Consider the following 23,076-nt stretch of genomic DNA (forward strand, 5'->3'; position numbering starts at 1 on the left):
GGGGGCTATCGTCGACAGGAGAGGCAACGACCCGGTCGGCGCCAGCGACGCGCCGGCCCTTGCGAGGAGGCGAGATGTCGTCCACCACCATCAACAAGGAGATCGGCACGACCCGGCTGATCGATCGCGTCGGCATGGCCCACGACGCGTCGCACTATCTGCTCATCCCCGAGGTCGTGATCACCGCCACCGATGCGGCCCACGTGGCCTCGGTGATGGCGCAGGCGCACCGCGACGGCAGGCACGTCACCTTCCGCGCCGGCGGCACGAGCCTGTCCGGCCAGGCGCTGAGCGACTCGATCCTGCTCGACGTGCGCAAGAACTTCCGCGGTGTCACGGTGCTCGACGGCGGCGAGCGGGTGCGCTGCCAGCCCGGCGCCACGATCCTCAACATCAACGCGCACCTGGCCCGCCACAACCGCAAGCTCGGCCCCGACCCGGCGTCCTCGCGCGCCGCGACGATCGGCGGCGTCATCGCCGACAACTCGTCGGGCATGAGCTGCGGCACCCAGCTGAACTCGTACCGCACCGTCGAGTCGATGGTCATCGTGCTGCCCAGCGGCACCATCATCGACACCTCCTCGCCCAGCGCCGACGAGTACCTGCACCGCGCCGAGCCCGAGCTGTGGGAGGGCCTGGCGGCCCAGCGGGACCGGCTGCGCGCCGACCCCGAGGCCGTCGCGAAGATCGAGCAGCAGTACGCCATGAAGAACACCATGGGCTACGGCGTGAACTCCTTCATCGACCACGACGAGCCGGTGCGCATCCTCGAGCATCTCATGATCGGCTCCGAGGGCACGCTCGGCTTCGTCGCCGAGGTGACGCTGCGCACCGTCCCGATCCAGCCCCACGCGGCCACCGCGCTGCTCATCACGCCCGAGCTCAGCGTGGCCACCGACGCGCTCGAGGACCTCATCGCCAACGGCGCCAAGTGCCTGGAGCTCATGGACGCCGCGAGCCTGCGCGTCGTCCAGAAGTACCCCGAGGCCACGCCCGAACTGGCCGCCCTCAACGTCCGCGAGGACTCCGGTCTGCTCGTGGAGGCCCTCGCGGACTCCGAGCAGGAGCTCGTCGAGCGCATGGACGCCCTCAACTCGGTGCTCGGCGGCCTGCCGATCGCCGATCCGCCGCGCTTCACGAAGGACCCGCGCGAGCGCGCCAACCTGTGGCAGCTGCGCAACGGCCTCTACACCTCGGTCGCCGGTTCGCGCCCGGCCGGCACGACGAACCTCCTCGAGGACATCGCCGTCCCCGTCGGCGATCTGACCGCCCAGACCGAGGACCTGCGCACGATCTTCGCCGCCAACGGCTTCAACGAGGCCGTCATCTTCGGCCACGCCAAGGACGGCAACATCCACTTCATGGTCACCTGCGACTGGAACAACCCGCACGACATCGAGCGCTACGAGGCGTTCACCGAGGACATGGTCTCCTCGGTGCTGGGCCACAGCGGCACGCTGAAGGCCGAGCACGGCACCGGCCGCGTCATGGCCGCCTACGTCGAGCGCCAGTGGGGTCCCGAGATCTACGACGTCATGAAGACCGTGCGCCGCCTGGCGGACCCGGACTCCGTGCTCAACCCGGGCACGATCATCACGGACGACCCGAGGATCCACATGAAGCACTTCAAGATGATGCCGCCGGTCGACGGCTTCATCGACCGGTGCGTCGAGTGCGGCTACTGCGAGCCGACCTGCCCGTCGAAGGACCTCACCCAGACCCCGCGGCGCCGCATCGCGCTGCTGCGCTCGATGAAGGTGCTCTCGCCCGAGGCCGCCGCCGACATCCGCAAGGACTACGCCTACGAGGCCGTCGACACGTGCGCCGCCGACTCGCTGTGCTTCCTGGCCTGCCCGCTGCGCATCGACACCGGCAAGTTCATGAAGCGCTTCCGCGCCGCCCGCCACACGAGCCCGTACAAGGCCGTCATGGACGCCGCCGCCAAGGGCTGGGGGCCGATCGTCTCGGTGCTCCAGGTGGCGCTCAACGTCGTCGACAAGGTGCCGAGCCCGGTCATGACCGGTGTGACGACCGCGGCCCGCGCCGTGCTGCCCAAGGACGTCATCCCGCTGGTGGGCGACGACCTGCCGGCCGGCGGCCCGAAGCGCCCGTCGCCGCAGTCCACCTCCGCCGATGACTTCGTGTTCTTCTCCAGCTGCATGGGCGCCCTGTTCGCCCCGGCGGAGCGCAGCTGCGGCGGCGGGGCCGGCGCGAGCTTCACCAGGCTCGTCGAGAAGGCCGGGCTGCGCGCCCGCGTCCCCGAGGGCCTCAGCAAGCTGTGCTGCGGCACGGTGTGGGTGTCGAAGGGCTTCACCGACGGCGCCGACGAGATGGCCCGCAGGGTCTACGACTCGCTGTGGGAGGCCAGCGAGCACGGACGCCTGCCGGTGGTCTGCGACGCGGCGAGCTGCACCCACGGCCTGGAGGAGACCGCCAACCACCTGAAGGGGGCCGAGGCGGAGAACTGGGCGAAGGTCACGGTCTACGACGCGACCACCTACGTGGCCAGGTTCGTCCTCGGCCGGATCCAGCCGCGTTCGAAGGCCGGCTCGGTCGTGATCCACCCGAGCTGCTCGATGCGCCATCTCGACTGCGTCGAGGACACGGTGGCCTGCGCAGAGTTCGTGAGCGACGACGTGACCGTGCCGGTCAACGCCGGCTGCTGCGCCTTCGCCGGCGACCGCGGCCTGCTCCACCCGGAGCTGACCCGTTCGGCGACCCGAGCCGAGGCCGCCGAGGTCGCCGAGCGCGAGTACGACGAGTACGTCTCGGCGAACCGCACCTGCGAGCTCGGCATGAGCCGCGCCACCGGCCACGAGTACCGCCACGTGCTGGAGGTGCTCGCCGAGCACGTGTGAGCCGGTGCCGGGCCGAGGTGTGACCACCGGCCCGGCGGGCATGACGCGGTGGGCCGCCCCGACGGGGCGGCCCACCGCCGTGCGCGGCGGCCGTCCGGCGTCCGGGTCGTCCGTTCCGCGCCCCCATGCGGCTCTCCCGTACGGGGCTCGGCCGAGGCGCAGCTGGTCTGCGTCGTTCCGCCAGGACGTGCGGCCTTCCCGCACGGGGCGCGGTGGGCCGGTGAGCGGTGCGCGACCCGGCTGCGGGTCCCGTCGCGGGGACTCCGGTGCGGATCGGCACGGTCGAGTCCGGTTCCGGCGTCGCGGGCCGGGGCCGCATCCCCGGGGGGCCGCATCCCCGGGCCGACCGCGCGTCGGAGCGGTGCGCGGCCATCGTCCCCGTGTCCGGCGGGGCCGATGCGTCATGAGGGTGCAGCACGTCGTCCTCGTGCCATCGCTCCCGCGCCCGCCGGACCGATGGCCGGCGGGGCGGACGCCCGCTCCGCCCCGCTGCCCGACGCTGCACGGCGCGGGGGCCGCGCGTCAGCCCTCGACCGGGAAGCAGACCTGCGTGCGCCAGGTGCTCGGATCGGGGTTGTGGGCCGGGCCGACGAGGTAGCGCTCGAAGGAGAAGCCGGTGATCGTCAGGCCGCGCTCGCCGATCTCGTGCAGGAGCGCCGTGTAGACATCGGAGATGCCCTCGTAGGGGCCGGCGTGCTCGGCCGCCAGGACGGTCCGTTCGGGGACCGCCCGGCAGGTCAGCGGCGCGGGCACCTCGACCGGGGCGGCGACGACCTCCCAGACCTCGACGTCGACGTCGTGCTCGACATGGCCCTCCTCGTAGAAGGTCGCCCCGCTGGGTTCGCCGGTCAGCGCGGTGCCGGTGGCGGCCAGGACCTCGTGGAGACGGGGCTCGAACTCGCCGAACAGGGCGCCCTCGTCGCCGTAGGTGGGGATGGTCTCGCGCCGGGCGATGATCGTGTGGGCCGGGATCGTGAGCGTCGTCACGGCGACGGGTCGTGCGGTCATGATGGATTCCTCTCCGTGGTCGAGCAGCGCGAGCGTTCGCTCGCGCCGACGCCCGAGCTCCCCGGCCTCGGCCTCGAGGCGGTCGAGGTGGTGCTCGACGACGGGTCGCCAGGTGCTCTCGTCGCCTGCGAGCAGCGCGGGCAGGGCCACGGCGATCTCGTCGAGGCCGAGCCCCGCCTCGCGCAGGCGCCGCAGCACCATGGCGGGGGCGAACTCGGCCTCCGAGTAGTACCGGTAGCCGTTCCAGGGGTCGACGTCGCCGGGGCTCAGCAGGCCGATGCGGTCGTAGTGCCGCAGCATCCTGGCGCTCAGCATCGTCATCCGCGAGAACTGGCCGATGGTCCAGCGCGCTTCGTTCGGGTCCTTCTCGGGCATGCACCCACCTTCCGGGTTGTCACGGTGTCAAGGTCAACGCGGCCGGTGCTGGTGCGCTCGGGGCCGGCCTCAACTCGTCGTGAGGGTGGACGTGCCGTCGCCGTTCGGCCGCACGCTCACCCGCTCGGCGATGCGCTGCCTCATCTCGGCCACGTGGCTGATGACGCCGACGCAGCGCCCTCCGGCGCGCAGCCGCTCCAGCTGGTCCATCACCATGTCGAGGGCGTCGGGGTCGAGGCTGCCGAAGCCCTCGTCGACGAAGAGGCTGTCGAGCTCGACGCCGCCCGCCTCGCTCGTCACCGTGTCGGACAGCCCCAGCGCCATCGCGAGCGAGGCCAGGAAGGTCTCGCCGCCCGACAGCGTCCGCGGGTCGCGCTCGGTGTCCGTCGGCACGTGGTCGACGACGACCAGCCCGAGGCCCTGCCGCCGGCCCCTGCCCTCGCGCTCGTCGGTGCGTCGCAGGCTGTAGCGCCCGTGAGTCATCACCTCGAGGCGCTCGTTCGCCCGGTCGATGACCTGCTCGAAGCGGTGCCTCAGGACGAAGGTCGGCAGCGTGATGCCGGCGAGGTTCCGTTCGCCGGTGGCGTTGGCCAGCTCGGCCATGCGGACGTAGGGCTCGGCCAGCGGGGCGATCTGGTCGTACGCGGCAAGCGCGCGGTCCAGACGTTCGGCCGCCTGGCGGCTGTGCGACAGCTGCGCGCTGGCCTCGCCCAACCACTGCTGGGCGGTCTGCGCCGCCTGCCGGGCCCGTGACGCGGCGGCGTCCAGGGCCTCCAGCTCGGGCTCGGGCTCCTGCGCGGCGGCCACCAGCTGCGGGTCGGCGAGCCGGGTGCGCAGCTCGGCGGTGCGAGCGTCGTACTCGGTGATCCGGTTGGTCAGGGCCGTCAGTTCTGCGTCGGGCAGGGCGGCCTCGAACACCTGCGCCGGGTCGTCGCCGAAACCCTCCCGGGCCATGGCCGCCAGGGCGGTGGCGCGCGTCGCGGCGTGCTCCCGGCGGGTCCGGACGAGTTGGTCCAGTGCCTGCTGCAGGGCGGTGATCGCGTGGATGCGCGCCGTGACCGATGCGGCCCGGTCGGCGACGCTGGTGAAGCCCGCCCGAGCCTGTTCGATGCGGGTCTCGTCGTCGGCGAGCGCGGCCCGCGCCGCCCGGACGGCCTCGGCCAGCGCGGCCTGCTGGGCGGCGCGCGAGGCGATCTCTGACGTGACCTGCTCGGCGTCGACCCGCAGCTCCTCGAGCCTGGTCCTGAGCTGTTTGCGGCGGGTGACGGCGGCGGTGGCCTGTTCGACGGCTCGCATCGCGTCCTCGGCGGCCTCTCGGGCCCGCGCCGCGGTCAGGCCCCCGGTGCGGTCTCGTTGTTCGGCGAGATGGGTGGCGATCCGGTCGCACTCCGCCGTCGCCCGCGTCAGGGCTCTCTCCTGGGCGGCCGAGATCTCGGCCAGCCGTTCGACGTCGTCCCTCGTCGGCGCGTCGGCGGGACGTGACGCAGGGCTCGGATGCTCGAGCGAGCCGCAGACCGGGCACGGCCGGCCGGTGGTCAGCTCAGCGGCGACCTCTCCGGCCAGGCCGTCGAGCCAGCGGGCGCGGGCGGCCGCGTGCTCGGTCGTCGCCGAGCCCGCTGTCCGCCTCGCCTCGGACTCGGCGCGTCGCGCCCCGGCCAGGGCCTGCTGGTCGTTCTCGGCCGCCTGCGCGGCCTGGAGCCTCGTCGCCGCGGTCTGCCGGCTCTCCCTGGCATCGGCCAGGCTCTCGGCGAGGGGCGCCAGCGCCTCGGCCTCGGCCGCGGTCTTCTCGCGCTGTCGCGACAGGTCGTCCCGCTCCTGCCGGAGCCCTGCCAGCTGTTCGGCGACCGCCTCGACCTGGGCGTGCTGGTCTTCGACGGCCGCGCGTCGCTCGGCCAGTGACTGTTCCAGCTCGAGCAGATCGGTCAGGGAGCCGCTGGACTGCTCGGCCTCGCTCAGCGCTCCGGCGAGGGCGGCCCGGGCAGTGGCGACGGCGGGGGACTCCGTCGCGCCTGCCTGGTCGTCGGGGGCTTCGAAGCGGTCCGGCAGCAGGCCGCCGAGCGGGCCGGCCTGCTCGGCGGCCTTGATCCGCCAGGCGTCGGCGACCGATTCGTGGCGCGCCCCCGTCGTCTCGGACGCGCGGAGCGGCTCGACGCAGCGGGCGGCGCGCTGGGCGAGGTCGGCGCGCCGCCGACAGGCCTCGATCGCCTCGGACCGGGCCGAGTGCTCGGCCTGCTCCCGCCGCAGCCGGGCATGGCGCTCGCGGGCCGCGGCGACCCGGTGCCCCTGGTGAGCCGCCTCGTGGGCCGCGTCGGCCGCCTCGGCGACGCGCCCGGATGTCTCGGCCCGCCTCTCGCAGCGGACCCGCAGCATGGACAGGCGCGCCTGGGCCAGGGGCCCGAGCGCGGAGAACTCGCCCGACTCGACGGCTGTCCTCATGGCTTGCGGATCGCCGGTGGGGGAGGATCCCGCGGCGTCAGCGGGGGAGTCGTCGACGTCCCCGGTGGGCAGCCCGTGGCCGGTGGGGAGCCCCGGCCGGGTTCCGGTGATCCCACCACCGTGAACCTCGGTGGTGCCGGGCCCCGCGTCACCGGTTCCCATCTGCTCGGCGGCGGGGTCGTCCGGCTCGTCGGACGGCTCCGGCCAGGCCGCGTGCACGAACTCGTCGGCAGCGGCGCCGATCCGGTCGAGGGCGTCTCGGACCAGCCCGGTGCGCTCCTTGGCGAGCTCCTTCAGCTCGTCGGCCATGGCCTCGTAGACCTGCGTGCCGAAGATCTGCTGGAGCACGTCGCGGCGCTCCTCGGGGCCGGAGCGGAGGAAGGTGGCGAACTGGCCCTGCGGGAGGACGACGGTCTGGGTGAACTGCTCGCGGCTCAGGCCGATGGCCCTGCGCAGCTCCCCGGTGGCGTCCTGGATGTTCGACGAGACCGCCGCGCCCTCGGTGTCGGAGGGGTCGGACAGCTTCCACAGCATGATGCGCGGGTTCTCGGTCGTCGTGCCGCTGCCCCGCTTCTTGGCCCGCTCGTGGCGCGGGGAGCGCCGCACCCGGTACAGGCCCCGACTCGTGTCGACGACGAGCTCGACGTAGGGGGAGGTGCCGGGCTCCAGGTGCGTGGACGCCAGGCGGTCGTTGCTCGACTCGGCGCCGGACACCTGGCCGTAGAGCGCGAAGACGATGGCGTCGATGATCGTCGTCTTGCCGGAGCCCGTCGGCCCCTCGAGCAGGAAGAGGCCGTCGGCGCCGAGCGCCTGGAAGTCGATGGACTCGGTGCCGGTGTACGGGCCGATGCCGCACAGCTCCACTCGGAGGATCTGCATCTCAGCCCCGCCTCCCGGCGGCCTCGAGCGCCTGTGCGAGCACCGCGTGCTCGGCGTCGCTCGGCGCGCGTCCCGACACCTGCTCGACGAACTCGTCGGCGACCCGGAGCGGATCCGAGGCCCGGCCGATGGCTCCGGACGCCCCGGGTCCGCGCCCGGTGGGCTCGAAGAGCACCTGAAGGGCGTGCGGGAAGACCCGCCTGACAGTGCGGACGAGGTCGTCGGGGCGCTCGGCGCCGGTGACGACGACGCGCACCCAGTCGTCGCGCCGGGCCTCGAAACGGCGCCCGAGCACCTCGTCGAGTCCGCCCGCCACGTCGGACAGGCGTCGCGGCACCGGCGCGGGCACGAGCCGCACCCGGCTCACCGCGCCGGAGGCGTCGAAGTCGACGACGGCCGTGGACTTGCGCTGGTCCTTCTCCGAGAAGGAGAACGCCAGGGGGGAGCCCGCGTAGCGCATCACCGGCCCGGGGCGGGCGCAGGCTCCGCGGTCGGCGTCGGGGTCGCGCGAGCCGGCGACGGCCTGCGGGCCGTGCAGGTGCCCCAGCGCGACGTAGTCGGCGCCGACGGACGAGAACAGCGCGGCCGGCACGGAGTCGACGCCGCCGATGCGCAGATCGCGCTCGGAGTCGCTGGCCCGCCCGCCGGTGACGAACTCGTGGGCCATGACCACTGCCGGAACCCGCTCGGCCCCGCCCCGGCGCCGGGCGGTCAGGGCGGCCCGGACGAGCCCCAGCGCGGCCCGGACGACCGCCTCGTGGGAGCGGGCCAGCGGCTCGTCGGCCCCGACGGCCTCGGCGAGCTCGGCGCGCGTCATGTCGGGGTCGAGATAGGGCAGGGCGTGGACGAGCAGCCCTGCCGAACCGTCGGCCTCCGGGACGACCACCGACTCGCCGGCCCGTGACGGACGGGTGAGGATGCGCAGCCGCTCGCCGAGCAGCCGGGCGTTGAGACCGAGGCGCTGCGGGCTGTCGTGGTTGCCGGGAATGATGACGACCCTCGTGAGGGCGCACAGCCTGGCCAGCGCGTCGTCGAGCATCTCGACGGCGCCGACCGGGGGCAGGGCCCGGTCGAAGACGTCACCCGAGACGAGCACGGCGTCGACCCGTTCGGCCGACGCCAGCTCGACCAGGTGGTCGAGGAAGCGCGCCTGGGGCCCCGACAGGTCGACCCCGTGCAGGGTGCGTCCCAGGTGCCAGTCGCTCGTGTGCAGGATCCTCATGACAAGAAGGGTAGGGGCGATCGGTGACGATTCCGCCCGGGCCCGCCCCGGGGCGGGCCCGGGCGGCGCGTCCCGTCGCCGTCGGCCACGGCCGCACCCGGACCTGTGCCGGGCACAACCCCGCGCGCGTCCCGTCGCCGTCGGCCACGGCCGCACCCCCGCCGGAGTGGACCCCGGCGGGGGTGCGGCGCCGGAGTCAGCCCGAGGCCCCCGCACGGGCCGGCTGGAGACGGACCGATACTGCAGCAGCCTGGCGGAGTACCGACGCCCCCCGCACGGGCCGGCTGCCTCCGTTCCCGGCTCGGAGGGCATCCGCTCCGCGCGCCGGTCGGATCCCGGACCCGCCCGCGGACCCCGCCGGAGGGGTCAGGCCGTCGGCGACGGGGCCGGCTCGTCCTGCGTCCCGTCGGCGCCCAGAGCCGCCCGCTCGTGGCGGGCGAACGGCCCGATCTCGGACTCGCCCCGCCTGCAGTCGGTCAGCAGGGTGAGGTCACGACCCGCGACCTCGGGCATTCCGATGGCCGCCGACAGCGAGCACACGGAGAAGAACACGAGCATGATCGCGATGGGCAGCCAGGAGCCGGTGGCCGCGGCGACCCAGGCCGATGCGATGACCGGGCCGGCGCCGGTGCCGAGGATCGCTGCGAGCTCCTTGGCGAGGGCGAGCTGGGTGTAGCGGTTCCTGGCGCCGAAGATCTCCGACATCGTGAGGTTCTCCAGCGACGCCATGGCGAGGACCGACGTCTGGTGCATGATGATGTAGCCGGCGAACACGGCGGGCACCGTCCTGCCGGACAGGACGTACATCATCGGGAACGCCAGGACGATCGCGATGGACGCCATGAGGATGTACATCGTCTTGCGCCCGAAGATGTCGCTCAGCCAGCCGACGAGGGGGACCGTCGCGAAGCCCACGAGCGACGACACGATGACGACGCTGGTGCCGACGGACTTGCTCATGAGGAGCACGGCGGTGATGTAGCTCACGAGGTAGGTCTGGATCATCCCGGAGTTGCCGGCCTGCCCCAGGCGGAGGAAGAAGGCGGCGACGAAGCCGCGGCCCTTCCTCCGGCCGGGGCTGCGCACCTCGTCGGCGCCGCCCTCGGCGATGATCTCGCGCAGCTCGGACCTGGAGACCGCGACCCCGTCCTTGACGTCCGCCCTGGCCTCGAAGACCGGGGACTCCTTGAGGGAGCGCCTGATCCACACCGCGAAGAGGAGGATGACCACCGATCCCAGGAAGGGGACCCGCCAGCCCCAGGACAGGAGCGTCTCGTCGAACATCGCATCCACGAGGACGCCCCAGATGGCGGAGGCCAGCAGGGTCCCGGAGTTCGTGCCGAGGGCGACGAGGGAGCCGACGAGGCCCCGGCGGTGGCTCGGCGCGTACTCGGTGAGCATGACGGACGAGCCGGCGATCTCGGCCCCCGCTCCGAAGCCCTGGAGGAGCCGCAGGGCGACGAGGAGGATCGGGGCGAGGATGCCGACCTGCGCGTAGGTCGGCAGGGCGCCGATGAGGGTCGTCGAGACCCCCATGAGCGCGATGGTGTAGTAGAGCACCTTGGTGCGGCCGGTGCGGTCGCCCAGCCGGCCGAAGAACCAGGCCCCGAGCGGGCGACTGAGATAGCCCACGCCGTAGGTGGCCATCGCCGCCACGACGGCCATGGCGGCGTTCTCGTTGGCGAAGAATATGTGGTTGAAGACGAGCGCGGCGGCCAGCGAGTACAGCTGGAAGTCCATGAACTCCAGGGCGGTTCCCAGCCAGCCCGAGACCGCCGCTCGGGCCAGGTCGGAGACGGTCCGCTCGACCACCACTCCGTTGGCGGAGCGGACCGTGGTCACCCTCCGGCGTTGCTTCTCCTCGTTCGACATGATGAGACCTCCTCGTCCCTTCTGCTCAGCGGGTCGTTCTGCTTCTGGATGGTGCGGGCGGTCAGTCCGTCCACATGGTGACGAGGACCTTGCCGGAGCTCTCACTGTCGCGGGCCGTGGCGAAGGCCTCGACGGCCCGCTCGGCGGGGAAGGTGTGCGTCACCGCCGTGGCGATCCGCGGGTGCCCGGCGATCATGGCGATCGCCTCGTCGATCTCCGCGTCGTAGCGGAAGGTTCCGACGTACCGGATCTCCTTGGTCTCGAGGTGGGCGATGTTGACCTGGATGTCCTCGTCGGGCAGCGTCCCCACCTGGCACACCGTGCCGGACCTGCGGGCCGCCCGGATGGCCGGTTCGACGGCCCGCGGCGAGCCAGAGCACTCGAGCACGACGTCGTATCCCGAGTCGTCCGGGCTCTCCCGGTCCAGTCGGACGGTCCGGTCGACGCCGAGCGCGCGGGCCCGCTCGAGGGGGCCCGCCAGCATGTCGCTCGACGTGACGGAGCGCGCCCCGAGGATCTTCGCGGCGCCCGCGACGAGGAGCCCGATGGGGCCCGAGCCGGACACGAGGAGATCGCGGTCCGCGATGCCGTCCGAGCTGCGCCCGGCGATGGCCAGCGCGTGGAGAGCCACCGCCAGGGGCTCGGCGAGCGCCCCGTTCCTCAGGGGGACGGACTCGGGCAGCACCCGGACCATGCACCGCTTGATGACGACGTACTCGCTGGCCCCGCCCTGGTCGTGGGGGATGTTCGCGGCGCTGCCCATGTAGTGGCTGCCGGGCCACAGGTAGGGCTTGGCCTCGAGCCCGGCGACGGGCCGGCCGGGCGAGGCCGGGGCGACGGTGACGGGCGTGCCCGGCGCGTAGGTGCCGGAGGGGTCCTCGTCGATGACACCGGACATCTCGTGGCCGAAGCTGAAGGGTTCCCGAACCGTGTTGGGACCGTTGGCGCCCTTGAAGTAGTAGTTGAGGTCCGAGCCGCAGATGCCGACGTAGTGGATCCGGACGCGGACCTCGTCGTCCCCCGGGTCGGGGACGGGAAGATCCTGGACGACCATGGTCTCCGGGCCGAGGATCTTGAGCGATTTCATCGGTGGGTCCTTCCGTGAGGGGTTTCCGCGCTCACCAGTCGGTGAGCGTGCCGTCGAGCGCACGGGCGACGGGCAGGTGGGCGGCGTCGTAGGGGTGGGCCAGGAGGACCTTCTCGTCCAGCTCGACCCCGAGACCGGGCGCGTCGCCGGGGTCGAGGTGCCCGTCGGAGAAGGTCCATGCGTGGGGGAACGCCTCGTGGGCCGGCTCGGGGTGGCCCATGTACTCCTGGATGGCGGCGTTGTGGGTCGCCATGCCGAGATGGATCGACGCCGCCAGCCCGATCGGCGAGATGTCGGAGGGGCCGTGGGGCGCGGCCCCGACGCCGTGGATCTCGGCCAGGGCGAAGATCTTGCGGGCGTGGCTGATGCCGCCCGCGTGGACGACGGCGCACCGGATGTAGTCGGTGAGCCGTTCCTCGATGATCCGCTGGCAGTCCCAGACCGTGTTGAAGACCTCGCCGATCGCCAACGGGGTCGTCGTGTGGCTCCGCACGAGGGCCAGGGCCTCCTGGTCCTCGGCCGGGGTGACGTCCTCGAGCCAGTACAGGCCGACCGGCTCCACGGCCCTGGCGAGACGGGCCGCCTGGTTGGGGGTGAGCCGGTGGTGGGCGTCGTGGAGCAGACCGATGCCGTCTCCGACGTGCTCGCGCACGGCGCCCAGGACGCCCGGCACGGTCGCGATGTAGCGCTCGGCGTCCCACCGCTCCTCGACCGGACGCGCGGCGCGGCCCGCGGGCTCGTAGACGGTCTCGCGCGAGACCCCGTAGACGGTGTCGAGGCCGGGCACGCCGCTCTGGACCCGGACGTGGGTGCATCCCTCCGCCAGACGGCGGTCGACCTGGTCGAGGAGGGACGGCAGGTCCCAGCCGAACGCGTGCCGGTAGGCGGTGAGGTGCTCGCGGACCCTGCCGCCCAGGAGCTGGTGCACGGGCTGGCCGGTGCGCCTGCCGAGGATGTCCCACAGGGCCGTGTCGACGCCGCCGATGGCGGCCATCGTGAGGGGGCCCCGGCGCCAGTAGGCGCCGCGGTACAGGTACTGCCAGGTGTCCTCGATGGCGCCCGGGTCGCGCCCGATGAGGGTGGGGGCGATGTGATCGCGCAGACAGGAGGCCACCGCCAGCTCCCTGCCGTTCACCGTGGCGTCGCCGAGGCCCACGACGCCGTCCGCCGTCGTGATCCGGACGGTCACGTAGTTCCGTCCCGGGCTGGCGACGATGACGTCGACCGACTCGATCCTGTCTGCCATGAGGCCCACCTGTCCGCTCGTGCCCGCCGTCGGCGGGCCCGGGGTCTGGCGCCCGTCCTCGCGACGCCGCGCACCCTTCAACTCATTTTTAACAATGAAATAGATATATCACTGAATGAAACATAGTGTTACCCTATTCGGGGTCGGGTGGCAAGTGGTCCCGTTCGGGGAACCGGGGTCGACCCGACGTCGAGCCTCCCCGCGCCGGGGAGAAGGAGGAGGTTGGCATGACATCGCCGTCATTCGACATCTCGGGCCGACTCGCCCTGGTCACCGGATCGGGGCGCGGACTGGGGAACGTGTACGCCCGCGGCCTCGCCGCCGCCGGGTGCGACATCATCGTCCACGGGCGCCACCGCGACGTCGTCGAGGCGCAGGCCGCCGACATCGCCCGGCAGTACCGCGTGAGGACCGCGTCCTGCATCTTCGACGTGGCCGACCGCGAGGACGTCTCGGCGGCCGTCGCGGCCCTCGTCGACGAGGTCGGGGTCCCCGACATCCTCGTCAACAACGCCGGGGTCCAGCGCAGGGCGCCGTTCCACGAATTCCCGGTGGAGCAGTGGGACGAGGTCATCGGGACGAACCTGAGCGGCGTGTTCTACGTCTCCCGGGCCCTCGCCCCGGCGATGGTCGAGCGCGGTTCGGGCAAGATCATCAACATCGGGTCCGTCGTCACCGTCCTCGCCCGCCGGACGCTGCCGCCCTACACGGCGGCCAAGGGCGCCATCACGATGCTCACGAAGGAGATGGCGGCCGATCTGACCCGGCACGGCATCCAGGTCAACACCATCTCACCGGGCTACTTCAAGACCGAGATGAACACGGCGCTCATCGATGATCCGCAGTTCGACTCCTGGGTCGTCCAGCGCACCCCGGCGAGGCGCTGGGGCGAGCCCGAGGAGCTCCTCGGGACCCTGGTCTACCTCGCCTCCCCGGCCTCGGACTTCGTCACCGGGCAGAACATCCTCGTCGACGGGGGCATGACCTCTGTGCTGTGACGGGGCGCTCGCCGCTCCCGGCCGTTGGACGCTAGTCTGCAAGGGTCCTCCGTCCGGCGGCTCCGCCGTGCCGGGCCGCTCGGGGGCATCAGGCTCGTATTGGCGGATCCCCGCTCCCGATCCCCGTCGCGCCGCCCGTGTCCGAACGACGCAGGAGGTATGTCGATGACGGTACCGGACCACTGTTCCGCGTCCGTCCCGACCGGGACCCTCGAGATCACCGGGGAGGACATCTCCCTCGTCCTGCCCGCCGGCTGCGAGGACCTCATGGTCGAGGTCTACCTGGGCGGCCGGCGCATCTGGACGACGCGGACCTCTCGCGGGTGGTGGGGCGCCGATGGCCGCTGGCACCTGCCCTGGCCGGCCGCCATGCGCCCGCGCCTCGTCGGCACCGGCGACGTCCGCGTCGAGGTGGGCCCGCGCGGGGACCGCGTCCTGGTCGAGGGGGTCGCCGTCACGCTCGGCGGCTCGGACGAGCCGTTGGAGCTCAACCATCCGGCGGACGGCAGCCCGCAGGTCATCAACAAGTGGGGCCGGGTCGCCAAGAGCTTCGAGGACAAGGACGACGGGTTCTTCGACGCCCTCCTCTCCTCGACCCGCGAGATCGCCGACTTCCTGCGGGACGAGTGCGGCATCGAGGCCTTCCTGCACTGCGGCTCACTGCTCGGCCCCGTCCGCGACGGTGATCTCATCCCCAATGACGACGACTCCGACCTGGCCTATCTGTCGGTGTGCACGAACCCCACCGACATCGCGTTGGAGTCCTACCGCATCGAGCGCGCGCTGAGCGCGGCCGGATACGACTTCGTCCGTCACTCCACCGGCCACATCCAGGTGATGTTCTCCGGGCGCTCGATGATCGACCGCTACTACGTCGACATCTTCACCTGCTTCGAGGTGAGTGGCTGGTTCTACGCCACCGCGCACGCCCACGAGCCGATGGACTCGATGCGCGTCCATCCGCTGGGTACGATGGAGGTGCGCGGCCACGAGCTGCCCGTCCCCGCCGACCCGAGCACGATCTTCGTCGCCATGTACGGCCCCGGCTGGGCCACGCCCGATCCCTCCTACCAGTACGAGACCCCGCCGCAGGTCGCCCGCCGCTACTACTGGTGGCAGAACCACTTCGACGCCCATCGCGAGGACTGGGAGGACTTCTGGCGCTGCAACTCCTCGCTCGCCTCCGATCCGCGCCCCTCCGACTTCGCCCTCTGGGCCGCCGAGCGGCTCACCGACGGTGCGGGCGTCTACGAGATGGGCTGCGGCGACGGCCTGACCGCCTGCCACCTGGCGGCCGACCGCCCCGTTCTGGCCAGCGACTACGCCCGCCCCGCCCTCATGCTCGCGAGGGAGCGGGCCGAGCGCGCCGACGTCGACGTCCGCTTCTTCCAGTCCAACCAGTACTCGACGCGCCAGACCTCGCACGCCCTGCACGAGGCGGCCTCGCTCGGCGGGCCGGTCGACGTCGTCGTCGAGAATCTCTTCGACGGCATGCACTTCCTCGGCTGGGACGGCACGATGCGCGTCATGCGCCACCTGCTCGGCCTGGGCGGGGCGGCACTCGTCGGGGTCGGCGGCGGCTGCCACGGCCATGACCTGGCCGCCGACGAACCGCGCGGCGACCGTTTCTGGAATCCGCAGGAGTTCGCCGACCGTCTGGATCGCTTCGGCATGCGGATCGACTCCGTCGAGATCGTCGACCCGCAGGGTCCGAGCCCCCGCCACCGCTATCTCATCAGGAAGGCACGACCATGAGCATCATGTCCCGCGTCCGCCACAGCGCCGGCTCGGCCGTCCGCGCCTATGACCAGGTGCGCCTCGCCCCGGACCGCGTCTCGGAGCTGGAGCGCCGCGTCGGCGAGCTCGAGACCGTCGTCGAGCGTCTCGACCGCGACCTGGACGAGTCCCGCCGTCTCAACCTGCGCGCGGCCGAGCTGCTCGACATAGTCCAGAGCGAGATCGTCGCCCGGGCCTCCGCCGCGGGGGTCTGAGAGCCCGGCGCTCCCACCCGTCGGGCTCCCGTCGCCCTCGGCTCAGGCCGCCGCCCGGTCCGCCAGGGCCCGCAGCGCGTCAGTCATCGTCCCCAGTTCGTCGACGGGGGCGTCGAACGGGGCGAAGAAGGTGCTCGTCGTCGTCGGCTCGACGGCCATGAGCGTCAGCCCGTGGCGGTCGACGTCGACGCAGTAGATGCGGTTCCAGGTGTGCGGGCAGCCCGCGGTCATGTCGTGGCGCGAGCAGATGCGTCCGGCGATGCGCTCGTCGACGATGGCGTCGGCGATGGCCCACAGGGCGTCCTCGCCGAGGCCCATCGCGGCGTCGAAGGCGTCGAACTCGTCCTCGCAGGTGGGGAAGGGCATGCCGGTGCAGGCGTCGAGGAGAGGGCCGAGGTCCATCGGGGTGACACCGGTCGAGTCGTGCAGCAGCACGCGTCGGGCCCGGACGACGCCGAGGCGGCCGTACGGGTGGGTCGTCGTGACGGCCACCCGCGGCGGCAGCTGACCGTCGGCGAGCAGCTGGGCGGCCACCCGCGGCGGCAGCCACTCGAGTGTGCCGAGCAGGTGCACCGCGGACGAGACGATGTGCACGCCCGGCTCGCACGAGGCCTTCGTGATGTCGAACCGCACGGCGATGGGCTCGGTCGTCGGCAGCCCGGCCGCCCCGTCGCCCGGGACCGGGCAGCAGGCCACGACGATGCGGCCGGACGGGGTGAGGCCGTGCGCGAGGAACTCGATGCCGACCTGGGGGTCCAGGCGGTGGGCGAGCAGCGAGGCGCAGCCGGCGCCGCTGAGCAGCCGGTGGGCGATCGACTGCGTGCGTCCGGCGAGAGCGCCGGTGGTCGCCGCACCCGTCTCAGGGATCAAGGACATCTCGTGACCCTCCGTCTGGAAGCCGTCGCCCCACGATGAGGCACTCAGGAGAGCCTAAACTGCTGGTTCGTGGATGTGAAGGCCGGGGCCCGCACTTCTTCCGGGCCGACCCTTCTTCTCGCGCATGGTCTCCGGTCACCGGAACGGGCGTTCACGCGGCGTCCGCATCCCCGGGCGGGAGCGCGTTGGGCGCGGCATCGGTCGTCTCGGGGCCGGGACTCCACGGCTCTGCGGGTCGTCTCCCGTGACGGCCCCGGGCCCGGAGAGGGAATGGGCCCGGTTCCCTCGTCAGACGTACGGCGTGAGGTCACGGGAGGCGACGAAGGCGTGCTCGTCCAGCGTCGTGCACCACAGCGGGCGGGAGGGGCAGGCGGCGGCCAGGCCGGTGCGGCGGAACGGGAAAACCCTCCGACGAGCGTTTTCGCATCCGTCGGAGGGCGATGGCGGAGGATACGAGATTCGAACTCGTGAGGGCGTGAACCCAACCCGCTTTCCAAGCGAGCGCCATAGGCCTCTAGGCGAATCCTCCGCCGGAGAGCTTACCGCCTCACCCCGACCCGGACCAATCCGAGCGTCCGGGGCGCGGGCCCTGCCGATGCCGTTCCCGCATGCCGCCGCCGTGCGGACTCCCGGGGCGGTGCGCGGCACAATGAACGGGTGAGCGCAGTGGACATGAATGAACTCGCCGGGATGGTCGACGAGGCCGCCGGACGTCTCAGGGGCGTCGCCACCGAGACGCCCCTGCAGTACGACGAGCGCCTCTCGGCTGCCACCGGCTGCACGGTCTGGCTCAAGCGCGAGGATCTCCAACCCGTGCGCAGCTACAAGCTGCGCGGCGCCTACACCTTCATCTCCCGGCTCACCGAGGACCAGCGCGCCGCGGGCGTCATCTGCGCCTCGGCCGGCAACCATGGCCAGGGCGTCGCCTGGTCGTGCGCCCGGCTCCGGATCAGGGGCACCGTCTACGTGCCCAGCACCACGCCCCGCCAGAAGCGCGACCGCATCCGCTTCTTCGGCGGCGACCACGTCGACCTCGTCGTCGGCGGCGAGACCTACGATCGGGCCGCCGCGGCGGCGGCCACCGAGGCCGGGCGCACCGGCGCGACGATGGTCCCCGCCTTCGACGATCCACGCACGGCGGCCGGCCAGGGCACCGTCGCCCGCGAGGTCTTCAGCCAGCTCGGTCATGCGCCCGACGTCCTCATGATCCCCGTGGGCGGCGGCGGGCTGCTGTCCGGCTGCGGCGCCTGGACGCGCGTCAACCATCCCGGCGTCCGGATCATCGGCGTCGAACCGGCCGGCGCCCGCTGCATGGTCACTGCCATGCGCGAGGGCCGGCCGGTCACCCTCGATCACGTCGACGGCTTCGTCGACGGCGCCGCGGTGGCCCGCGCAGGAGACTTCAGCTACGCGATGACGCGTCTCATCAGCCCCGAGCTGCTCGCCGTGCCCGAGGGGCAGGTCTGCTCCGAGATGCTCGGCCTCTACCAGGTCGACGGCATCATCGCCGAGCCCGCCGGGGCCCTCGCCTCGGCGGCCCTGAGCAGGCGCCCCTTCGACGTCTCCGTCCAGCTGGAGCCCGGCCAGGAGGTCGTCGTGATCGTCTCCGGCGGCAACAACGACGTCTCCCGCTACGCCGAGGTGATCGAGCGCTCCGGGGTCCACGAGGGCCGCCGCCGCTACTTCCTCGTGAACTTCCCGCAGGAGCCCGGTGCCCTGCGCCGCTTCCTCAACGACGTGCTCGGCCCCGACGACGACATCATCGTCTTCGAGTACACCAAGCGCTCCAACCGCGAGACCGGCCCGGCCCTCGTCGGCATCGAGCTCGGCGACCCGGCCAGCTACCGGTCGCTGCTGGCCCGCATCGACGGCTCGCCGCTCAAGGTCGAGGTGCTCGAGCCCGACACGGCCATCTACCGGATGCTCGTCTGAGCCCTGCGGCCGGTGCTCGTCCGGGCCGTGGGCCGGATGCCGCGCCACGCGCGGGGCGGGCCGTCGGCCGCAGGCCGGCTCTCCGGTGGATCGCCCGCCCGCTCGACCCGCCGCCCGGCGGGAAGGCTCCGTCTGCGGCCGGTCCGGTGGCGGGACGCCCCGTTCGGCCGGGCGCACGGCGAGGCGGGCCGGCGGTCCGCCAGGATGACCCTGGATGGTGCTCGGCGTCCCCGCAGGAGGGACGGGGAGGGCATGAAAAGGGGCCTCTCGCGCACCCGGAAGAGCTCACTGACCCTTGCTGCCTTCCGACCCTGGGGGAGTTGGGCGAGGTACCGCCGCGCGAGAGACCTTACGCCCCAGTGTAGCCGCAGGGCCGCGGCATCGGAATCCGGAGGTCTTGCGCGTCGGTCCGCCGGGCGCGGACGGCCGGATCCGCCCGCCTGGCGCATGGGCCGGCGGTCTCACCGTGATGCCCGGTCGGGGTGCGGGGCCCTCGTCCATTCGATCCGGGATGTCACCTCCCGGGTGCGGGTGGGCTCTGGGCGGGTGGACCTTGCGGTTCACGGGTTCCTTCTTCAGGGTGCCGCCGAGGGACTCGGCCATCATTTTTGCATGATCCTCCAGGCTTATTCACAGGGGGCCAGATCGCGATCATCACCCCTGGTCACGGCGTCATCCGCAGACGCTGTGAATAAGCCTCCTCGTCCCGTCGGCCATGAGGACGGGGGTGTCGGGTGTGAAGCAGCCGTACCGGGCGATGCCGGTGACGTGGGACAGGGCCCCGCCGGCGCCGCCGCCGGGGGCTCCTTGGCCTGCGCCTTGGCCGACGGCTTGGGCGAACCCAGCGGGGCGATCGGCTGGCCACTGGTCGGGGCGCCACCCGACAGGCGGCTCAACAACAGCGTAAGCATCTAAGTATGGCGGTCATGAAACAAGATCGTTTTCGGTGTCGCGGGGTGGGAGGTGTTCGAAGTCGTGGTCGAAGGTGCGGCCGGTGATGTGTGAGGCGAACGCGCCGAAGGTTTCTTCGGGGGTCTCGCGCTGGATGTTCGCGATGTTGTTCTTGGCGGTGTTCCAGACGTGCTCGACCGGGTTGTGGTCCGGTGCGTACGGTGGCAGATGAATCGGGGTGATGCGTTCCAGTAGCTGACCGGGCTCGTGGAGACCGGTCAGCATCTTGGCGTGGTGGAACCGGGCATTATCGAGGACGACCGCGATCTTCTCCTCCCGGGTTTCGCGTTGAAGTCGGTCCAGCGCGAGGATTGTCTGCTCGGTGTTCTGGTTCCCCTCGATCGGATACAACTTGACCTTCTTGCTGGTCAACGAGAGAGCACCGAAGAACGACTGGGACGTCTTCTGCCGGTCCACGGACGGTTTGGTGCGCTGTCCCCTGGGGAGCCACATGCGGCGGGTCTCGGCCTCATGCTCCAGGCGCACCTCGTCTGCCGCGTACACCTCCCAGCCGGCGTCCAACAGGTCCTTGACCTGGGCTTTCACCTCTGCCATGCGTCGGGTGATGGCCTGCTCGTCGCGGTGCTTGTCGAACGGGTCGGGCCGTTTGAAGCTCATGCCGCAGAACCGCAGGAGCAGCTGGTACGAGGAAGTCCGACCGGTACTCGACGTCGAACAGGATCTTCACGACGTCACGTATCGCTGGGACGTCCCAGAACTCGGCGTGGACACCCGTCTGGGAGGGCGGCTGGGCCAAGACGGCCTTGAGGTCTTCCTTCTGGGCACGGGTGAGTTTCGCCGCGTTCTGGTTCCCGGCGTGCCCGGTCAGCACCGAGCACATCCTGCTGTCCCGCCAACCGGCCAGCCACTCCCGGATGGTTTTCACGCTGCGCTCAACCATTTCAGCGGTGATGCTCACATCAACGCCTCGAGAAGCGTACAGGATCGCTTCTGCTTTCATCCGCACCAACACATAATTGTCCGCGCGCTTCTTCCACCTGATCAGGACGGCGGTTTCTTCCGGGGTGATCTCTACCTGCATGTCCCAATCATATCCGAAACAGCACAGGAAATCCACGAGAAATACGGTTTCGTTTCATGACGGCCATAGCCATTTTAGATCCTCACAGGAGAACCTTCTCAATGGACTCAATCAAATCACGTGATGAAAAGAAGATATCGATTTTGTTAGGCAATTCTAATGGCGATGCATAAATTTCGACATGAACGCCTATATTCTGGGTAAGCTTTATATCATACAGATCCCCCGCGGCTATGCTCCCGACGCGAGCAACCCCGCTTAAGAAACTCATCTCTCCTTGGTATATCAAAGTCCCTGACGTATCATCACCAACTGATCCGATAGACACTTCAACATCGCCATCTGTATCAGGTTGAGTAAAAATCATAACAACATTTTCATTTGCCACAACTCTACCCAGCTCTTCTCCCATTTCCGGAATATTTTTCGTAGTCGAATCAAAGAGCCAGATTTGTGCATAAAAAGGTACAATCATAAAAGAAATCATGATCTCAACTCCAATCATGTGTTACTTGCACTTTGAATTTATCTCCTACGCCAATACTATTTTGTTGATAAAACGCGTTGACCGTTCCGCCTTGCCGATATTGTTCCTGCAGAGGAACTCCTCGAACCTGGGATCCGGCGCCGCCTTCCATTGTTGACGCAAAGGGATATTCGTCAGGACTTCCTGGACCACTGAAACCTGCGCATGCCTCTCGCCTATTTTGGACAGCTTGAGCAGGACTTGTTCGAGTAAGTACAGATGGATGGCCGGCATCGATGGCAGATTCGATGTTGTCGGCGATATTTGGCATGCGCTCACTCGAAATCTCAAGTACGGGGAGATCATCAGTGCTGACATCTCCGGTTCCGCATCCGCTGGGGTTGGTGTTGTTGTGGACGAGGATGGGTTGTCCGGTGCTGGTGGCCACGTGGTAGTTGTGGTGGCCGGTGATGGCGAGGTTGTGGACGGTCTCGGCTCGTCCGGTTGCTTGGATCGACACCACGGTGGTGGTGTGGCCGTCGGGGGTGTGAAGAATGTCGCCCTCACGCAACTGCTCGGCTGGGGTGTAGCCGCGGTCTTCGACGTAGAACGGGTGCGTAGCAGTCGTCTCCACCACACCGTTAGTGGTAGTCACCCGCAGAGTCGGAACTTTCTCATGAACAAAGGTCTGTTCCACGGTGGCGGGTTCGTCCTGGCCGGTGGCCGGGTTGTGGGCGAGGACCTGCTCGCCGGCCTGGACCTGGTCAATGCGCTTGGTCGAGCCGTCGGCCATGAGGACGGGGGTGTCGGGTGTGAAGCAGCCGTAGCGGGCGATGCCGGTGACGTGGGACAGGGCCCCGCCGGCGCCGCCGCCGAGGGCTCCTTGGCCTGCGCCTTGGCCGACGGCTTGGGCGAACCCGGCGGGGGTGATGGGTTGGCCGCTGGTGAGGTATTGGAGGCCGTTGCCGGCGCCGCCGTCGATGGCTCCTTCGACGGCGCCGGTGAGGATGTTCTTGCCGAGGCAGCTGGTCATGCCGGCGGTGGCTCTGGCGGCCGCGGCGGAGGCGCCGCCGCCGATGAGGCCGGTCGCGGCGCCGACGGCGCCGTCGCGCAGGACGGTGCCCCAGTCCACGGTGCCGTTGGCCGATTTCTGGGACCAGATGCTGCCGCCGGCGCTGGTGAGGGCGCCGGCCATCATCGCGGCGCCGATGGGCCCGCCGACGCCTGTGCACATGACCGCGACACCCGCTGCGACCATGGCGCCGGCGGCGATGTACTCCCAGTTGTCGGACAGCCAGTTCCCGGCCGCGCTCGCGGCGTTCTGCAGCATCCCGTTCGAGGCCTGCTGGTAGGCGCGCAGGTCGTCCTCGGACACCGGCCGCAGCCCGGACGGATCGACCAACCCGACCGGATCATTACCCGCGAACGAGGGGTGGCGCAGTGTCTTGGTGGCGAGGGCCAGCCATCACGGCATCGGTGACGTGGAACGTGCCATCGATGGTCCCGGTGGGGGGACTCTGTTCAGTTCTCAACACTGCGGAGCAGCTTGTGGCCGCATGTCGGGGTCGTCCTCGTGGGAGACCGGAAGCCGTACGACGCGAGGCGTCGTCGTGTCCTCTACTCTTGCGTGCGGGCGGCGAGGACCTCATCCATCAAAGCACGAACCTCCTTACGGATGAAAACCCCTTTGAACTCTTCTTGCTGATAGGCGTCAAGAATTGCATCAGTGGTGCTGTGGTCACGTGCATACTCACCGAGCGCGTATCCTATCTTAATGAGTCCTTCGCTGCGCTCACTGTCACTGATGCGGTCGTAATCAGTGTATGCCATAGTTACT

General features: G+C 70.7%; 16 protein-coding genes, 1 tRNA gene and 1 other RNA gene. 5 read left to right on the plus strand and 13 right to left on the minus strand.

Annotated features, from left to right (window positions below):
• Positions 1 to 74 precede the first annotated feature (74 nt).
• Entirely contained in the window at positions 75 to 2,858 is a 2,784-nt protein-coding gene (locus EGX94_RS07780) for an FAD-binding and (Fe-S)-binding domain-containing protein (protein WP_021797513.1), read from the plus strand.
• A gap of 522 nt (positions 2,859 to 3,380) precedes the next feature.
• Here EGX94_RS07780 and EGX94_RS07785 read toward each other — a convergent pair.
• The 6 genes from EGX94_RS07785 to manD all read right to left on the minus strand — a co-directional run bounded on the left by EGX94_RS07785 (position 3,381) and on the right by manD (position 12,983).
• Positions 3,381 to 4,241 carry a MerR family transcriptional regulator gene (locus EGX94_RS07785; protein WP_021797512.1) on the minus strand — a complete coding sequence of 287 codons (861 nt, stop codon included), beginning with the start codon at positions 4,239 to 4,241 and terminating at the stop codon, positions 3,381 to 3,383.
• 69 nt (positions 4,242 to 4,310) lie between these two features.
• Positions 4,311 to 7,556 (minus strand): AAA family ATPase, encoded by a 3,246-nt coding sequence (locus EGX94_RS07790; RefSeq protein ID WP_043150866.1) that lies wholly within the window; start codon positions 7,554 to 7,556, stop codon positions 4,311 to 4,313.
• A gap of 1 nt (position 7,557) precedes the next feature.
• Positions 7,558 to 8,778, minus strand: a complete 1,221-nt coding sequence (locus EGX94_RS07795) for a metallophosphoesterase family protein (RefSeq protein ID WP_043120208.1) — start codon at positions 8,776 to 8,778, stop codon at positions 7,558 to 7,560.
• A 366-nt stretch (positions 8,779 to 9,144) separates the two neighbouring features.
• The gene (locus EGX94_RS07800) at positions 9,145 to 10,650 is read right to left on the minus strand and encodes an MFS transporter (RefSeq protein ID WP_021796339.1); all 1,506 of its coding nucleotides are present in this window, start codon (positions 10,648 to 10,650) and stop codon (positions 9,145 to 9,147) included.
• 61 nt (positions 10,651 to 10,711) lie between these two features.
• Complete coding sequence (locus tag EGX94_RS07805; protein WP_021796347.1) at positions 10,712 to 11,737, minus strand: zinc-binding dehydrogenase; 1,026 nt, start codon at positions 11,735 to 11,737, stop codon at positions 10,712 to 10,714.
• Positions 11,738 to 11,768: 31 nt separating this feature from the next.
• Positions 11,769 to 12,983: a D-mannonate dehydratase ManD gene (gene manD, locus EGX94_RS07810; protein WP_043120127.1), complete on the minus strand. Its 1,215-nt coding sequence runs from the start codon at positions 12,981 to 12,983 to the stop codon at positions 11,769 to 11,771.
• A gap of 227 nt (positions 12,984 to 13,210) precedes the next feature.
• On the opposite strand from manD, the gene EGX94_RS07815 reads away from it, so the two are divergent.
• From EGX94_RS07815 to EGX94_RS13425, 3 genes are all read left to right on the plus strand, one after another.
• Complete coding sequence (locus EGX94_RS07815) at positions 13,211 to 13,981, plus strand: SDR family oxidoreductase (protein WP_021796332.1); 771 nt, start codon at positions 13,211 to 13,213, stop codon at positions 13,979 to 13,981.
• Between the two features lie 165 nt (positions 13,982 to 14,146).
• Entirely contained in the window at positions 14,147 to 15,736 is a 1,590-nt protein-coding gene (locus tag EGX94_RS07820; RefSeq protein ID WP_021796331.1) for a class I SAM-dependent methyltransferase, read from the plus strand.
• Complete coding sequence (locus EGX94_RS13425) at positions 15,733 to 15,972, plus strand: hypothetical protein (RefSeq protein ID WP_021796328.1); 240 nt, start codon at positions 15,733 to 15,735, stop codon at positions 15,970 to 15,972. Before EGX94_RS07820 ends, EGX94_RS13425 begins: the two co-directional genes overlap by 4 nt.
• A gap of 42 nt (positions 15,973 to 16,014) precedes the next feature.
• Here the strand turns inward: EGX94_RS13425 and EGX94_RS07830 are convergent, their stop codons facing one another.
• Both EGX94_RS07830 and EGX94_RS07835 read right to left on the minus strand, forming a co-directional pair.
• Positions 16,015 to 16,848 carry a hypothetical protein gene (locus EGX94_RS07830; protein ID WP_021796342.1) on the minus strand — a complete coding sequence of 278 codons (834 nt, stop codon included), beginning with the start codon at positions 16,846 to 16,848 and terminating at the stop codon, positions 16,015 to 16,017.
• A 441-nt stretch (positions 16,849 to 17,289) separates the two neighbouring features.
• A tRNA-Ser gene (locus EGX94_RS07835) sits at positions 17,290 to 17,377 on the minus strand.
• Positions 17,378 to 17,505: 128 nt separating this feature from the next.
• Here EGX94_RS07835 and ilvA point away from each other — a divergent pair.
• Positions 17,506 to 18,780: a threonine ammonia-lyase IlvA gene (gene ilvA / locus EGX94_RS07840; protein WP_226906015.1), complete on the plus strand. Its 1,275-nt coding sequence runs from the start codon at positions 17,506 to 17,508 to the stop codon at positions 18,778 to 18,780.
• Positions 18,781 to 19,035: 255 nt separating this feature from the next.
• Here the strand turns inward: ilvA and ffs are convergent.
• The 5 genes from ffs to EGX94_RS07870 form a co-directional block, all read right to left on the minus strand.
• An RNA gene (gene ffs / locus EGX94_RS07845) (signal recognition particle sRNA small type) lies at positions 19,036 to 19,132 on the minus strand.
• A gap of 572 nt (positions 19,133 to 19,704) precedes the next feature.
• The gene (locus tag EGX94_RS07850; RefSeq protein ID WP_081707275.1) at positions 19,705 to 20,349 is read right to left on the minus strand and encodes an IS630 family transposase; all 645 of its coding nucleotides are present in this window, start codon (positions 20,347 to 20,349) and stop codon (positions 19,705 to 19,707) included.
• A gap of 506 nt (positions 20,350 to 20,855) precedes the next feature.
• The gene (locus tag EGX94_RS07860; RefSeq protein WP_021796349.1) at positions 20,856 to 21,278 is read right to left on the minus strand and encodes a hypothetical protein; all 423 of its coding nucleotides are present in this window, start codon (positions 21,276 to 21,278) and stop codon (positions 20,856 to 20,858) included.
• The gene (locus EGX94_RS07865; RefSeq protein ID WP_021796348.1) at positions 21,265 to 22,641 is read right to left on the minus strand and encodes a polymorphic toxin-type HINT domain-containing protein; all 1,377 of its coding nucleotides are present in this window, start codon (positions 22,639 to 22,641) and stop codon (positions 21,265 to 21,267) included. The genes EGX94_RS07860 and EGX94_RS07865 overlap by 14 nt, the downstream gene beginning before the upstream one ends.
• Before the next feature lie 215 nt (positions 22,642 to 22,856).
• A complete protein-coding gene (locus tag EGX94_RS07870) occupies positions 22,857 to 23,069 on the minus strand; it encodes a hypothetical protein (RefSeq protein ID WP_021796346.1) in 213 nt (70 codons plus the stop codon).
• Between the last annotated feature and the right edge of the window lie 7 nt (positions 23,070 to 23,076).

It is taken from the genome of Propionibacterium acidifaciens, from assembly GCF_003798325.1.
In the GTDB taxonomy this organism is placed as follows: Bacteria; Actinomycetota; Actinomycetes; order Propionibacteriales; family Propionibacteriaceae; genus Propionibacterium; species Propionibacterium acidifaciens.

What these genes read in the sequence shown, in the direction of transcription:
- EGX94_RS07780 (WP_021797513.1), top strand. Translation starts at nt 75, where the DNA reads ATGTCGTCCACCACCATCAACAAGGAGATCGGCACGACCCGGCTGATC.
- EGX94_RS07785 (WP_021797512.1), bottom strand. Translation starts at nt 4,241, where the DNA reads ATGCCCGAGAAGGACCCGAACGAAGCGCGCTGGACCATCGGCCAGTTC.
- EGX94_RS07790 (WP_043150866.1), bottom strand. Translation starts at nt 7,556, where the DNA reads ATGCAGATCCTCCGAGTGGAGCTGTGCGGCATCGGCCCGTACACCGGC.
- EGX94_RS07795 (WP_043120208.1), bottom strand. Translation starts at nt 8,778, where the DNA reads ATGAGGATCCTGCACACGAGCGACTGGCACCTGGGACGCACCCTGCAC.
- EGX94_RS07800 (WP_021796339.1), bottom strand. Translation starts at nt 10,650, where the DNA reads ATGTCGAACGAGGAGAAGCAACGCCGGAGGGTGACCACGGTCCGCTCC.
- EGX94_RS07805 (WP_021796347.1), bottom strand. Translation starts at nt 11,737, where the DNA reads ATGAAATCGCTCAAGATCCTCGGCCCGGAGACCATGGTCGTCCAGGAT.
- manD (WP_043120127.1), bottom strand. Translation starts at nt 12,983, where the DNA reads ATGGCAGACAGGATCGAGTCGGTCGACGTCATCGTCGCCAGCCCGGGA.
- EGX94_RS07815 (WP_021796332.1), top strand. Translation starts at nt 13,211, where the DNA reads ATGACATCGCCGTCATTCGACATCTCGGGCCGACTCGCCCTGGTCACC.
- EGX94_RS07820 (WP_021796331.1), top strand. Translation starts at nt 14,147, where the DNA reads ATGACGGTACCGGACCACTGTTCCGCGTCCGTCCCGACCGGGACCCTC.
- EGX94_RS13425 (WP_021796328.1), top strand. Translation starts at nt 15,733, where the DNA reads ATGAGCATCATGTCCCGCGTCCGCCACAGCGCCGGCTCGGCCGTCCGC.
- EGX94_RS07830 (WP_021796342.1), bottom strand. Translation starts at nt 16,848, where the DNA reads ATGTCCTTGATCCCTGAGACGGGTGCGGCGACCACCGGCGCTCTCGCC.
- EGX94_RS07850 (WP_081707275.1), bottom strand. Translation starts at nt 20,349, where the DNA reads ATGAGCTTCAAACGGCCCGACCCGTTCGACAAGCACCGCGACGAGCAG.
- EGX94_RS07860 (WP_021796349.1), bottom strand. Translation starts at nt 21,278, where the DNA reads ATGATTGGAGTTGAGATCATGATTTCTTTTATGATTGTACCTTTTTAT.
- EGX94_RS07870 (WP_021796346.1), bottom strand. Translation starts at nt 23,069, where the DNA reads ATGGCATACACTGATTACGACCGCATCAGTGACAGTGAGCGCAGCGAA.